Below are 13,395 nucleotides of genomic sequence, written 5' to 3' on the forward strand. Positions count from 1 at the left end.
ACACTCCTGCCCGCCTGCCGTGGGACGGGCGGGAGCGCGACGACAGGGCTCCCGGACGCCGGGGACGCCCGCGCGCCCTGTATGTGCCCCGGCAGCCCCTCCGTCATGGGCATGGACGTGACCGCCGCCGGCAAAGGATCACCCCTGTCCCAGCCCACGCCCTGCGTGAATCGGAGGTCCGGAATGCCGGGGAAGCACCGGATGCGGCAGCGTTGCCGCCGCCCCCAGCAGCAGTGCGCTCGTGACGCCGCGCCCCGGACGGCCAGGACCCGTAGGGGTCTGGTCGCCGCCGCGGCCGGCGTCGCCCTGTGCGCCCTGCTCGCTTCTCCCGCCTCCCCCGCCTCGCCGGCCTCTCCCGCCCCCGCCGAGGATCACCTCGCTGTTGCCGCGCGCCAGGTCGTGGAGTTGGTGAACGTGGAGCGCGCCGGGCACGGGTGTCCGCCCGTACGGCAGAACGACGCGCTGCGGCAGGCTGCCCAGCGGCATGCGGACGACATGGCGGCCCGCCGTTTCTTCGACCACACCAGCCCGGACGGCACCGATCCAGGGCAACGCATCACCGCGGCCGGATACTCCTGGTCCGTGTACGCCGAGAACATCGCCGTCGGATCGCCGACCCCCGGCGACGTCATGAAGGCCTGGATGAACAGCCCCGGCCATCGCGCCAACATCCTGAACTGCGGCCTGGCAGAGGTCGGTGTGGGCATCACCTTCGGGACCGGCGGACCGTGGTGGGTGCAGGACTTCGCCTCCCCGGCCTGAGCGCGGCCGGAGACCGGGCGTGCCCGGATATCGGGCAGCACCTGCCTTTTTTCGACAAATACCGTTCTGCGCGGGGTCATTCCGTTGACGCCGCGCCGTTCACGATGTGATGGTACGGACCACTCGGTCATGGACATGTCGTCTCACGCATGCCGCCCCGCTCGCAGATGCCCTGGCTCACCTGCCGTGCACCACCCCCCACCCGTCGGACCCGGCAGGCGACGACACGGCGGCAAGGCAACGTCCCCGGGCCGGGCGTTTCACCAGCATCGCCACCACCTCCACCGGAAGAACACGACACCCCCTCAAGGAGCCATGGTGATACGAAGATTCACGGTGACCGGGGTCTCCCTCGCCGTCACCCTCGGAGCGGCCCTGCTCGGCGCGGACCCCACGGTCGCCGCCACACCACAGGCGGGAACGGCCCCCCGCCCGTCCGCTGCCAGCGGCGCCGCGCACGCCGCCGCCCCGGACATCGACGTGGCCAAGGTCCAGGCACACCTCACCGAGCTGCACGCCATCGCGCAGCGCAACGGCGGCAACCGGAGGTCCACCGGGCAGGGCTACCGGGACTCCGTCGCCTACGTCAAGAACAAGCTCAAGGCGGCCGGCTACGCGATCAGCGAACAGCCCTGCACCTCCGGCTGCTCGTCCGGAGCCGGCCCCAACCTGATCGCCGAGTGGCCCCAGGGAGACGCCGGCACGGTGTACATGTTCGGCTCGCACCTCGACGGCGTCGGGGCCGGACCGGGCATCAACGACAACGGCTCCGGCTCCGCGGCCCTGCTGGAGACGGCGCTCACCCTCGCCCGGGAGAACCCCGCCATGGCCGCCCGCGTCCGGTTCGGCTGGTGGACGGACGAGGAACAGGGCCTCAACGGCTCCGACTTCTACGTCCGGTCCCTCTCCCGCACCGAGCGCGCCAGGATCAAGGCTTACTACAACTTCGACATGGTCGCCTCCACCAACGGCGGCTACTTCATCAACCACGTCGACTCCGCCGCCGCTGCGCCGATGAAGGAGTACTGGGACTCCCTCAAGCTTCAGCCGGAGGAGAACACCGAGGGAGCGGGCCGCTCCGACGACTACTCCTTCGAACAGGCCGGCATCCCGACCTCCGGATACGCGATGGGAGCCGGCGCCCGGAAGACCTCGGCGCAGGCGGCCAAGTGGGGCGGTACCGCCTACCGTTCCTACGACCCCTGCTATCACCAGTCCTGTGACACCACGGCCAACATCAACGCCACCGGACTGAACCGCAGCGCGGACGGGATCGCGTACACCCTCTGGAAGCGTGCCGTCAGCGGCACGGGCGGCGGCGCGTCCGCCGGCTGACCCCCCCGACTGCCCCGGAAGGACACGACGACGACCGGCACCGGTACACCGCCCGCCGGTCCTCAGTCGGCCTTCCGGGGCAATCGGCGGGCCAGATTGCCCGCCAGATGCCGGGCGGCGAACGCCCCCTCCCCGTCACGTGAGCTCAGCAGCCGCAGCAGCTCCACCGCCGCCTGCGCCTCACGGAGCGTCAGCAGCGGAAGGCGCTCCTCGTCGGCGTCCACCACACCGTCCACCAGACCCAGCAGCCGGTCATCCATGTCACTCATGATCGGGACAACGGGGCGCGCTCGCGGAGAGTCACGGCATGCCCGGCCGCGAACGCTCCGCGCACCCGGCGGTGTCGCCCTTGCGCCGGCGGTAGGGCAGGAGCGCGTGCACGGTCTTGCCCCGCGGTGTCGGGCACACGGAGGTGGCGATCGCGAGCTGCCGGACCATGGGCCACCCGAAGCCCCCGCGGTCACCGTCGACGTCCGGACAGCGCGCCACCGGCGGGTCGGGACAGGAGTCGCTCACGGCCACCGCGACGGCATCGCCGCAGACGGCCAGGCGCAGGGAGCACGAGGGGCCGCGGGCGTGCCGTACCGCGTTCGTGACGAGCTCACTGACCACGAGCACCACGGCGTCGGCGGCGCCCGGGTCCACCGGCGGCCGGAGGGACGCCAGGAAGCCGTGGGCGGCGGTGCGGGCGGCGGCCGCCGCGTGGGGGCAACTGTCCAGCGTCACCAGGTGCGCGAACGGCGTCGCGCCGCGGTGCAGCGCCGTGGGGCTGCTCATGAGGCTCACCTCGTTTTCGGGCCGGGGTCGGCTCACGGAGAGTCAGATCCCGTTCCGTCGATCGTCGGTGGACGAGGTATGGCCACGGCATTGACCTGCTGTGCCGTGGCCACCCTCCGGACGCAGCTGCTTCTACCCCGGTCACGCTGCGTTGATTCGTGTACCCGACGTCCGGTAGCCGGTCCTGGCCGACCGGCTACCGGCGGCCCCCTACGAGGTGGCTTCCCGGACGTCTGCCCTGACGGCTTGCTACGAGGTGGCCTCCTGCTCGGTGAGCATGGCGGTCAGTACGGAGTGCCGGTCCTCGCCGGGCCGGGCGCGCAGCGGCTGGGCCAGCCGGTCGGCCCGGTAGTGCCAGTGGTGGTCGAGGTCCGGGTGGACCTCGTCGGTCTCGCCGAACGCGCTGTCGCTGCCGAGCAGCCGGGCCAGATCGGCGGCGAGCTCCGGCCAGGCGACATGGCCGCTGACCGCGTTGGCGACGCCGTGCACCGGCGCGTCCAGGCACGAGACCACCGCGCGGGCGAGCGCCGCCGCGTGCACCCAGGCCGCTCCGTACCACGCGTGGCCCTGCGCGCCCGGCCGCGGCAGGGCGAGCGGCCGGCCTTCCCGGACCGCCTGGTAGAGCAGCCCGGTGGCGCCCCAGCGCAGCTGGTCGCGCAGCCGGTCGTGCGGGCCCCACACCAGCGGGGAGCGGACCGCGCTCGCCCCGCCCCGGCCCCCGGTGCCGGCCGCCCGCAGCAGCAGCCGTTCACAGTCGGCCTTCGCCCGGCCGTACGGGCTGAGCGGCTCGCCCGGGGCGGCCTCCTCCGCCACCGTCCCGTCGGCGGGGTGCCCGTAGGCGTCCACGCTGCTGACGAAGACGAACGGTCCGCGCCGCCAGGCCTCGGCCATCGCCTCCATCGCCGCCACATCGGTCTCGGGCCGGGTGAAGGTGCAGGCGGCGTGGATGACCGCGTCCGCGTCGGCCACGGCCTTGCGCAGTCCGTCCACGTCGCCGAGGTCCCCCTCGATCACCTCCACGCCGTCCGCCGCGACCAGGTGGGCGGATTCGGGGCGGGCCAGGGCCAGCACGGGCCGTCCCTGAGCGGCGAGTTCGCGCAGGACGAAGGCGCCCACCCCGCCGGTGGCGCCGGTGACCAGCACCGCGCCGGTCCGGGCCCGTCGCGGCCGGGCGGACCGTGCCGCGGCCGCGGCGGCGCGCTCCGCCGCCCGGCCGTCCAGCAGCGCGGTGACCGCGCGCGGAGTACGGGCCTGCATGATGTCCAGGCCGGTCAGCGGCAGGGTCAGCGCCTGGCGCAGCCGCTCGGCGAGCTGGACGGCGATCAGCGAGTGGCCGCCGAGGGCGAAGAAGTCGTCGTCGGGGGCGGGCGTACGGCCCAGGAGCGCCGCGAAACCGTCCCGCACCGCCGTGGCATGGGGCCCGTCCGGTGCCGGGGCGGCCGGCAGGCCGGGCAGCCGCGTGGTGTCGGCCGCGCCGTCGGCGGTCCGCGGGAGCGCGTCCAGCAGGGTGACCGCGACCGGGACCAGGTCCGGCGCCAGGCCGTCCCGCAGGTACGCCCGCAGGTCGGCGGGCGCGGGGCCGATCCGCTCCGGCAGTACCGCGAAGGCGTACGGCCGGCCGTCGGGCGCGGTCACCACCGCGGCCTGGGAGACCTGAGGGTGGGCGCCCAGCAGCACCTCGGCCGGGTGCCCGCCGGACCGGTCCGGGGACACCGCTACCGGTGCCGACGCCGGTGCCGTGACGGGCAGTTCGGAGAGCCGGAGGCCGGGGTCGTCCGCCACCGCGGCGAGCAGCGCGGCGTAGCCCGTGCCGAGGCCGGCCGCGGCCTCCTCGTCCAGCGCGGTCCTGCGGAACTGCACGAGACCGGCGGGCCGCTCGGTGTCCACCAGGCCGAAGGAGAGGTCGAACTTCGCCTCCCCGACGCCGACGTCCACGTGCTCGCTCACCGTCCCCGGGAGCTCCAGCACCGTGGGCGCCCCCAGGACGTCCGCGGTCACCCGGACCAGCGCCGTCCCGTCCGCACCGCGGGCGGCGGCACCGAGCCGCTCCAGGATCAGGTCGAACGGCGCCTCGCGGTACCGCTGGGCGTCGAACAGCGCGTCCCGCACCCGCTCCAGCAGCGTGCTGAACCGCGGATCACCGGAGGTGTCGACGCGCAGCGGAAGGGTGTTGACGCACAGCCCGACCAGGCCGCGCATGTCCGCGCCCTGCCGATGGGTGCCGGCCACGCCGATGACCAGGTCGTCCTGTCCGGTGAAGCGGTGCAGCGCGGCGAACGCCGCGGCGAGCGCGACGGTGAACACCGTGGCCCGGTGCCGCCGGCCCAGCTCGCGCAGAGCCTCCGGCACGGCCGGGTCCAGCGGCGTCAGGTGCGTCCCGGCGGGCCGGGCTTCGGTGTCGGCGGGCGGCTGTACCGGGCCGGGCAGCAGCGGCGGAGCGGCGCCTTCGAGGAGTCCGGCCCAGTGGTGCACCCCCGCGTCGAGGCGGTCGGCGGCCCGCTGCTCGCGCCGGGCGAACTCGGCGTACTGCGGCGGCTCCGCGCGCCAGGCGCCGGGTGCCGCCTCCGGCGCCGCGGCGTCCGCGTAGAGCGCCCCGAGCTCCGCCGCGACGGTGTCCAGGGACGGCCCGTCGAGGGATATGTGATGGAACGTCAGCAGTACGGTGTGGTCCCGCTCGCCGTGCCGCAGGACCAGGGCGCGGGGCAGCGTCCCGGCGGATAGGTCGAACGGACGGCGCGCCTCCGCCACCAGCAGGGCCGGTGCCCCGGCCACGCCCGCGTCCACGACCGGTACGTCGATCGTCCCGGGCGCGGCGCACACCTCCTGGTACGGCTCGCCGTCCCGCTGCCCGTAACGGGTCCGCAGGATCTCGTGGCGGCGCACCAGCGAGGCCAGGGCGGTGGCCAGCGCGTCCACGTCGAGCGGGCCGCGCAGCCGGGTGGCGAACGGGACGGCGTACGACGCGCCGCCCTGGCCGAGCCGGTCCATCAGCCACATCCGGCGCTGGGCGCGGGAGAGCGGCGCCGGGCCGGCCGGGGCGGTCCCGGGGCGCGCGGCGGGGCGGGGGGCGCGGGCGCGGGCCCGGCGCAGCAGCTCCTCCTGCAGGGCGGGGGCCGCGGTGCGGTCAGTGGTGGCCATCGGTGTCCTCCGGGGCGTGCGGGTGCAGATCGTGGTGCGCGGCGAGCAGCGCCCGCTCGACCAGGGCGGCCTGATCCGCCACGGTGGGAGCGGCGAAGAAGTCGGCGAGCGTGAGCTCCACGCCCAGCTCCTCGCGCAGGTCGTCGGTGACGGCGAGGGCCAGCAGGGAGTGGCCGCCCAGAGCGAGGAACTCGGCGTCCGGGCGCGACACTTCGCGGCCCAGTGAGCGGCTCCACAGCTCGGCGACGGCCTGCTCCAGCGGCGTCAGCGGCGCGGCCGGAGCGGCGGCGCCGTCCACGGTGAGCAGGTCGGTCAGCGCGCGGCGGTCGACCTTGCCGGACGGGGTGAGCGGCAGCTCCCCGACGACGGTCAGCTCGTCGGGCACCAGATGGGCCGGCAGGACCGTGGCCAGCCGGTCCCGCAGCGCGGCCGGCCGGGGCACCGGCCCCGGCGCGGCGACGACGAAGGCGATCAGCCGGGCGTCGTCGAGGGAGGGGCGGTGCACGGCGACGGCCGCGTCGGTCACCTCCGGCTGGTCCCGCAGCGCGTGTTCGACCTCCCCCGGCTCGATCCGGAAGCCGCGTACCTTCACCTGGTCGTCCGTACGCCCGTGGAACTCCAGCACACCGTCCGGGCGCCGTGAGACGACATCGCCGGTGCGGTAGAGCCGGCCCCACTCGGGGTGGGAGACGAAACGCTCGGCGGTCAGCTCCGGCCGGCCGAGGTAGCCCAGCGCCAGCCGGCTGCCGCCGACCCAGAGTTCACCGCGCTCACCGTCGGGGACCGGGTGGCCGCCGTCGTCCACGACGTACACCGACGCGCCCGCGATCGGCCGGCCGATCGGCACCTGCCCGTCGCAGTCCGCGTCGGTGACCCGGTGGGCGGTGGCGAACGTCGTGGTCTCCGTGGGCCCGTAGCCGTTGACCAATTCCAGCCAGGGGAACGCCCGCAGGACCTCGCGGGCATGGTGGGCGGCCAGCGCCTCCCCACCCACCACCACCGTGCGCAGCAGCGCGAACAGCCGGGAGCGGCGGACCGCCAGCTGGTGGAAGAGCGCGGTGGTGAAGAACGCCACGGTGACGCCATGGCGCTCCGCCTGCCGGGCCAGGTCCTCCAGCGACGGCCGCTCCACGGCACACACCACCACCGCCGCGCCGTTGGCGAGCGCGCTCCACACCTCGAACGTCGAGGCGTCGAAGGTCATCGGCGAATGGAACAGCACCCGGTCACGGGCGGTCAACGTCACATACGCGGGATCGGTGACCAGCTCGGCGATGGCACGGTGGGCGACCGCCACGCCCTTGGGCCGGCCGGTGGACCCGGAAGTGAACATGATGAACGCGGCGGTGTCCGGGCCCGGTTCGGCAGCGGACACGGGGCCGGCCGCCGGTGCCTCAGCGGTCAGCGGCTCGTCGTCGGTCAGGAACGCGTCGGCCGGCGGCTCCTCGGGCAGCGCGAGAGTGGCACCGGCCGGGGCGGCCGACTCCAGCAGCTTGCCGTCCCCGACGGTCAGCGTCACGCCGGCGTCCGCGGCCAGCGCCTCGGTACGGGGGCGCGGATGCGCCGGATCGAGCGGTACGCAGACCGCGCCGGCCCGCCACAGCGCCAGCTGGGCCACGACCGTACGGGCCGAGCGGGCCATCAGCAGCGCCACCGCGTCGCCCTGCCGTACGCCGTGCCGCCGCAGGTGGCCGGCGAGCGCCCGGGCCGCGGAGTCCAGCTGGGCGTAGGTCAGCGTGCGGTCGCCGTCGGCCACCGCCAGCGCGTGCGGGGTCCGTTGCGCATGCCATGCCACCAGGGCCGGCAGACCGGCCGACGGCCCCGGGTGCGTACCCGGGGCAGCGGACGCGGCGAGGCCCACGGAGGCACCGGGCTCGCCCGGCAGGAGGTGATCGGTGGACACGGGCCCTTCCTTCCGGAGGTCGTGGGGGTACGGGGTGTGGGTGGTCATCTCAGGCTCCCGCCGGACTCAGGGCCGCGCGCCGGGCGTCGACGAGGGCCGCCACCGCACGCAGATCGGGCTGCCGCAGCAGCTCCGGAGCGCGCAGCCGTACCCCGCCGTCCCGCTCGATGGCGGTCAGCAGGCGGGCGGCGAGGATCGAGGTGCCGCCCGCGTCGGTGAAGCTGTCCGCCAGGGTGACGTCCGGGCGGGCGAGTAGGTCGCGTACCGCTTCAAGTACCAGCCGCTCGCCGGGAGTTCCCGGCTCGGCTCCGGTCTCGTGGCCGGCCGGCGCGGCGGAGCCGCCTCCGCTCGTCTCCTCCGTCGCCCGGCGCACCAGAACGGCCCGGTCCACCTTGCCGTTGGCGTCCAGCGGGAAGGACTCGACGAGGCGTACGTCCGACGGCACGGCCTGCTCGGGCAGCCAGGCCCGGACCCCCGGGAGCAACTCGTCCGCGGTGGGGGCGGCACCGGCCGTCGGCCGTACGTACGCCACCAGGCGGGCCCGGCCGTCGGGCGTCCGCGGTGCGACGACGACGGCGCTGCGTACTGCCGGGTCCTGCTCGAACGCGGCCTCCACCTCCGCCGGTTCGATCCGCACCCCGCTGATCTTCACCTGGTCGTCCAGCCGGCCGAGGAACTCCAGCCGTCCGTCGGCCCGCATCCGCACCCGGTCGCCGGTGCGGTACAGGCGGTCCACGCCCGGCAGGTCCACGCCCCCGGGCGGCGCGGTGAAGCGCTCCGCGGTGAGGGCCGGGTCCAGGTAGCCGAGGGACAGACACCGTCCGCCCAGGAGGAGTTCGCCCTCGGTACCGCGGGCGACGGGGCGTCCGTCCGGGCCGGCGACGACGACGGTCGCGCCCGGCACCGGCCTTCCGATGGGCGGCGCGCTCTCCTCGTCCGCCTCCGGGTCCGTGGCGCGCATGGCGTGGGTGGTGGCCATGACGGTGGCCTCGGCCGGCCCGTAGGCATTGTGGACGGTGGCGGTGACGTCGGCGCCGGGGCGGCGGCGCAGCCGGTCACCTCCGGTGAAGAGGTGGCGCAGCGCCAGGCCGGCGGGCCACGGCCGGTCCAGCAGCGGCTCGATCATCGGCGTCGCCGAGACCACCACCGTCACCCCGGCCGTACGCCACCAGTCGACGAGCACCTCGGAGTCCCAGCGGACCTCGTCCGGCGCGGGTACCAGCGCCGCCCCGGACGTCAGCCCGGCCCAGAGCTCCAGCAGGTGCGGGTCGAAGGCCACGCCGATGAGCAGCGACTGCCGGTCCCCGGGGGCCAGTCCGGTCTCGGCGCGGAACCAGTCGAGCAGCGTGCCGAGCGCGTCCTCGGCGACCGCCACCGCCTTGGGGCGGCCGGTCGAACCGGAGGTCAGCACGGCGTAGAACGCCCCGGCCGGCGCGGACCGCGCCCCCTCCGCCGGCGCGGCGAACGCCGCCACCGTCTCGGCCGGGGCGTTCGCACCCGACGAGGGCAGCGGCAGCGCCACCCGCTCGGCCGTCCGGTACCGCGACGGCAGCAGGCCCGGCTCGCCGATCAGGCAGACCACGTTCAGGTCCTCGGTGACGGCGCCGACGCGGCGCTCACCGGGCTGCGGGCCGAGCGGCAGGTAGACGGCGCCGAGCCGGGCCAGCGCGACGGCGGTCACCACCAGCGCGGCGGACCGGTCGAGGCAGACGCCGACCAGGTCCCCGGGCCGGACCCGGCCGCGCAGCGCCTGTGCGACCTCGTCCGCGGCGGTGTCGATCTGCCGGTACGTCCAGGTGTGGGGGCCGTCGAGTATCGCGGGGGCCTCGGGCGAACGGGCGGCCCAGTCCGCGAAGCGGGCGAGCGGACCGGCCGCGGAGCCGGCCTCGGGGGCCGGGCCATGGGCGATGCCGAGCGGGGTCTCCGGCGGGGCAGAGGGTACGGCGGTGACCGGTCGGGCGGTCTCGGGCTGGGTCATCACGACTCCGTCAGGGGGGACGTAGCGGCAGGGACGGGCTCGGTGGTGGCGAGGGGCGCGAGGGCCTCGGCCTGGTCCGCGAGCACCGGGTTCTGGAACAGCAGCCGCAGCGGCGGGCGGGTGCCGAGCCGGGGCTCCAGCCAGGCGGCCAGCTGCGCGGCGAGCAGCGAATGGCCGCCGATGTGGAAGAAGTGCGAGGCCGCGCCGAAGTCGCGGTGGCCCAGCACCTCGTGCCAGCCGTCGGCGAGCAGCGCCGCCAGCGGCTCGTCGGGCACGGCTCCGGCGGCGGCGCTCTCCGGGGCCGGCGCCACGGGCGCGGCCGGCTCCAGCGCGGTGGCCCGCCGCGACAGCGCCACGCGGTCCGGTTTGCCGCCGGCCAGTCTCGGCAGCGTGTCCAGGCGCGCCCACCGCGCGGGTACCAGGGCGGTCGGCAGGCGCCGGCTCAACTCCGCGTGCAGCGCCCGCTCGTCGTGGTCCGCCGCCTGGCCGGTGGCGTCAGGACGCCGGCCGGTCTCCAGGAAGCCGACGAGCCGGGGGCCGCCGGAGGCCTCGCGGTCCAGGACGACGGCGCAGGACCGGCCGCCGAGCGCCGCCGAGGCGGCGGCCTCCACCTCCTCCAGCTCGATGCGGTATCCGCGCAGCTTGATCTGGTTGTCCCGGCGCCCCAGGAAGTACAGCAGCCCGTCGCGGCCCCGGTAGCCGACGTCCCCGGTGAGGTAGACCCGCTCGCCGCCGAGCGCGTCGAGCGTGCGGAACCGTGCCGCGGTCGCCTCGGGGTTGCCGACGTACCCCTCGGCGAGCCCGGCGCCGGCGATGGCGAGTTCACCGACCGCGCCGTCGGGCAGCGGACGGAGACAGTCGTCCAGGACATGGATCCGCTCGCCGGGCAGCTCGCCGCCGAGCGGGATCTCGGCCCCGTCGGCCAGGCCGTCCCGGGTGATCTCATGGACGGTGGAGCTGATGGCCGCCTCGGTCACCCCGTAGACGTTGAGCACGATGGCATCGGTGTCGGCCAGGAACGCGCGCAGCACATCGGCCGGGAGGCGCTCGCCGCCGAGGGCCAGCAGCCGCGGCGCCCACCGGCCGTCGCGGAGCGCGGGCCGGAGTTCCTCGCGGGTGGCGAGGAAGTAACTCGTCGGCAGGTTCGCCACGGTGACGCGGGACGCGGCCAGCAGTTCGGCCAGCTCGCCGCCGGTGGGCACCTCCTGTTCGGGAACGACCAGGCACGCGCCGGCGTGCAGCGACGGCAGCACCTCTTCGAGGGCCACGTCGAACGACGGCTGGGCGAACAGCAGCACCCGGTCACCGGTGGCCAGACCGAACCGCTCGGCCGTGCCGGTCAGATGGTTCTCCAGCGCGGCCCGCCCCACGGCGACGGCCTTGGGTATGCCCGTCGAACCGGAGGTGTGAATGATGTACGAGGCTCCGGGCACCGTCCCGGCGTTCCGGGCCGGGGGGAGGACCGGGGCGTCGACCGGGGCGGCCGGCAGGCCGGCCGGCACGGCGACGGTGGAGGCGGCGGCTCCGGCGGGGGTGAGGACGAGGGCCGGGCCCAGCCGGTCCAGCAGCAGCTCCAGACGGGCCGCCGGGTCGGACGGCGAGAGCGGGCAGTACACCGCCCCGGTCCGCAGACACGCCAGCAGCGTCACGACGGAGTCGGCGCCGCGCGGCAGCACGGCGGCCACCGGCTGGCCGGCCGTCACACCCGCCTCGCTCATCCGCCGGGCGAGCGAGTCCACCTGGGCGTCGAGGTCACCGTAGGTGATCCGGCGGGCGCCGATGAGCAGCGCCGGGAGCTCCGGGGCGTGGGCGGCGGCGGGGTCGAGCGGGTCGCGGTCCGTCGCCTGCGGCGCGGCGGGCGACGAGGCCGCGACGGGCGGCGGCGCCAGCTCGGCGAGGGCCGTGCCCGGGGCGTCGAGATACGCCCGCAGCAGGTCCAGGAGCCGGCCGGCGAGCAGCTTCGCCACGTCCTCGTCGAAGAGATCGGCGTCGTAGTCCCAGACCAGGGTCATGCCCGCGGCGCCGTGCCGGGGGCTGACGCCGCGCCGGTCGTCCGGCAGCAGCACCACGTCCAGGTCGAAGCGGGTGGTGCCGGTGTTGAAGCCCTCGAACAGGGTGATGTCCAGACCGGGGACGTCGATCTCCGGGAGCTCGGCGTCGTGGGCGCTGAACATCACGCTGAACAGCGGGTTGTCCGCACCGGAGGTGTGCAGGCCGAGCGCGCGGGTCAGCTCCTGGACCGGCACCTCCTGGCGCGGCAGGGCGCGGATCAGGGTGTCGGTCACCTCGTCCATGGACTCCTCGGCCGGTGCGGCCGGGTCCAGTCGCAGCGGCAGCGGAATGGTGTTCACGAACATGCCCACCGTGTCCTCGAACCCGCGGGGGCGGTTGCCGACCGCGGTGCCGACGACCATCTGCGAGCGGCCGCTGTGCCGCCGCAACAGCTCGGCGAAGAGCCCCAGCAGCGCGGCGAAGGGCGTCAGCCCCCGGGCACGGGCGTGCTCCCGCAGGCGTTCGGCCAGATCCGCGCCGATCGACTGGCGCAGCTGGCCGCCGTGGTGCCGGCGCCGGGCGCCGGGCCGGGTCAGCCCGGGCAGCGGCATGTCGTAGGCCAGCTCTGCCAGTTCACCGGTCCAGTACTCCAGGCCGTCCCGCCGCTCCGCCTCGGTGGCGGCGCTGTCCTGGGCCTTGGCCCGGACGTGGTCGGCGTACGAGGACGCGGCGGGCAGCTCGACTGGTTCGCCCAGGACACGGCCCCGGTAGACGGTGAAGACGTCGCGCAGCAGGATCGCGAAGGAGTGCCCGTCGTGGATCAGATGGTGTTCGACGTGGATGAGCCGGTGCCGGTCCGCCGCCAGCCGCACCAGGGTCCAGCGCAGCAGCGGTGCCTCGTAGGTGTCGAGCGGCGTCTCGGCCTCGGTGCGCAGCAGCTCCTGGAAGGCCCCCTGGGGATCGGCCTCCGCGCTGAGGTCCACGGTCCGCAGCCGAGGCCGGCAGCCCTCGGCGACCCGCTGGCCGGGCATCGCTCCCGGGACGGCGACGAGCTCCAGCCGCAGACCGGGGTGCCGGTCGAGGACGGCGGTGAGCGCATGGCGCAGGGCCTCGGTGTCGAGCGTGCCCCACAGGTCGAGGGCGGCGGTGAAGTTGTAGGCGCGGCTGCCCGGTTGCACCTGTTCGTGCAGCCAGACGATCTCCTGCGAGGAGGAGAGCGGAAGCATGGGCGGTCCCTGATGCGTCGTTGGGTCGGGGAAGTGGCGGCGGGCCTCGTCGGCCTGCCGCGGGTGCACGGACCGGCGGCGGATCGCGCGCGGCGGTGCCGTGGGGTCGGGTTCCGGGGTGTTGTCCGGTCCGGTGGATCCGGCCCGGTGGTGTCGGGTTGCGTGGTGGCCGGTCCGGTGGATTCCGGTCCGCGGCGGTGTGGGGTGGGGCCGGTGGGTTCCGGTCCGTGGTGGTGTGGGTTGGGGTACCGGCCGGTGGTGTCCGGTGCCGAGGCGGCGGTCCC

The 13,395-nt window shown here is 75.5% G+C and carries 8 protein-coding genes; 2 read left to right on the top strand and 6 right to left on the bottom strand.

Going from position 1 to position 13,395, the window contains the following annotated elements; all coding sequences use genetic code 11:
* Nucleotides 1-201: 201 nt before the first annotated feature.
* Both ACFY12_RS10280 and ACFY12_RS10285 read left to right on the top strand, forming a co-directional pair.
* On the top strand, nucleotides 202-762 hold the full coding sequence (locus ACFY12_RS10280) for a CAP domain-containing protein (RefSeq protein WP_390715334.1): 561 nt from the start codon (nucleotides 202-204) through the stop codon (nucleotides 760-762).
* A 315-nt stretch (nucleotides 763-1,077) separates the two neighbouring features.
* Nucleotides 1,078-2,097, top strand: coding sequence for a M28 family metallopeptidase (locus tag ACFY12_RS10285; protein ID WP_390715335.1), 1,020 nt, complete (start codon nucleotides 1,078-1,080; stop codon nucleotides 2,095-2,097).
* A gap of 62 nt (nucleotides 2,098-2,159) precedes the next feature.
* Here ACFY12_RS10285 and ACFY12_RS10290 read toward each other — a convergent pair whose 3' ends face one another.
* From ACFY12_RS10290 to ACFY12_RS10315, 6 genes are all read right to left on the bottom strand, one after another.
* Nucleotides 2,160-2,366 (bottom strand): hypothetical protein, encoded by a 207-nt coding sequence (locus ACFY12_RS10290; RefSeq protein WP_258527922.1) that lies wholly within the window; start codon nucleotides 2,364-2,366, stop codon nucleotides 2,160-2,162.
* Nucleotides 2,367-2,397: 31 nt separating this feature from the next.
* Nucleotides 2,398-2,874: an ATP-binding protein gene (locus ACFY12_RS10295; RefSeq protein ID WP_390715336.1), complete on the bottom strand. Its 477-nt coding sequence runs from the start codon at nucleotides 2,872-2,874 to the stop codon at nucleotides 2,398-2,400.
* A 249-nt stretch (nucleotides 2,875-3,123) separates the two neighbouring features.
* The gene (locus ACFY12_RS10300) at nucleotides 3,124-6,012 is read right to left on the bottom strand and encodes a condensation domain-containing protein (RefSeq protein WP_390715337.1); all 2,889 of its coding nucleotides are present in this window, start codon (nucleotides 6,010-6,012) and stop codon (nucleotides 3,124-3,126) included.
* Nucleotides 5,999-7,963, bottom strand: coding sequence for an amino acid adenylation domain-containing protein (locus ACFY12_RS10305; protein WP_390715338.1), 1,965 nt, complete (start codon nucleotides 7,961-7,963; stop codon nucleotides 5,999-6,001). Before ACFY12_RS10305 ends, ACFY12_RS10300 begins: the two co-directional genes overlap by 14 nt.
* 1 nt (nucleotide 7,964) lies before the next feature.
* Entirely contained in the window at nucleotides 7,965-9,893 is a 1,929-nt protein-coding gene (locus tag ACFY12_RS10310; RefSeq protein ID WP_390715339.1) for a non-ribosomal peptide synthetase, read from the bottom strand.
* Nucleotides 9,893-13,111, bottom strand: coding sequence for an amino acid adenylation domain-containing protein (locus ACFY12_RS10315; protein ID WP_390715340.1), 3,219 nt, complete (start codon nucleotides 13,109-13,111; stop codon nucleotides 9,893-9,895). Before ACFY12_RS10315 ends, ACFY12_RS10310 begins: the two co-directional genes overlap by 1 nt.
* Nucleotides 13,112-13,395 lie beyond the last annotated feature (284 nt).

Origin of the sequence: Streptomyces sp. NPDC001339, from assembly GCF_042895955.1 — a bacterium.
Classification (GTDB): domain Bacteria; phylum Actinomycetota; class Actinomycetes; order Streptomycetales; family Streptomycetaceae; genus Streptomyces.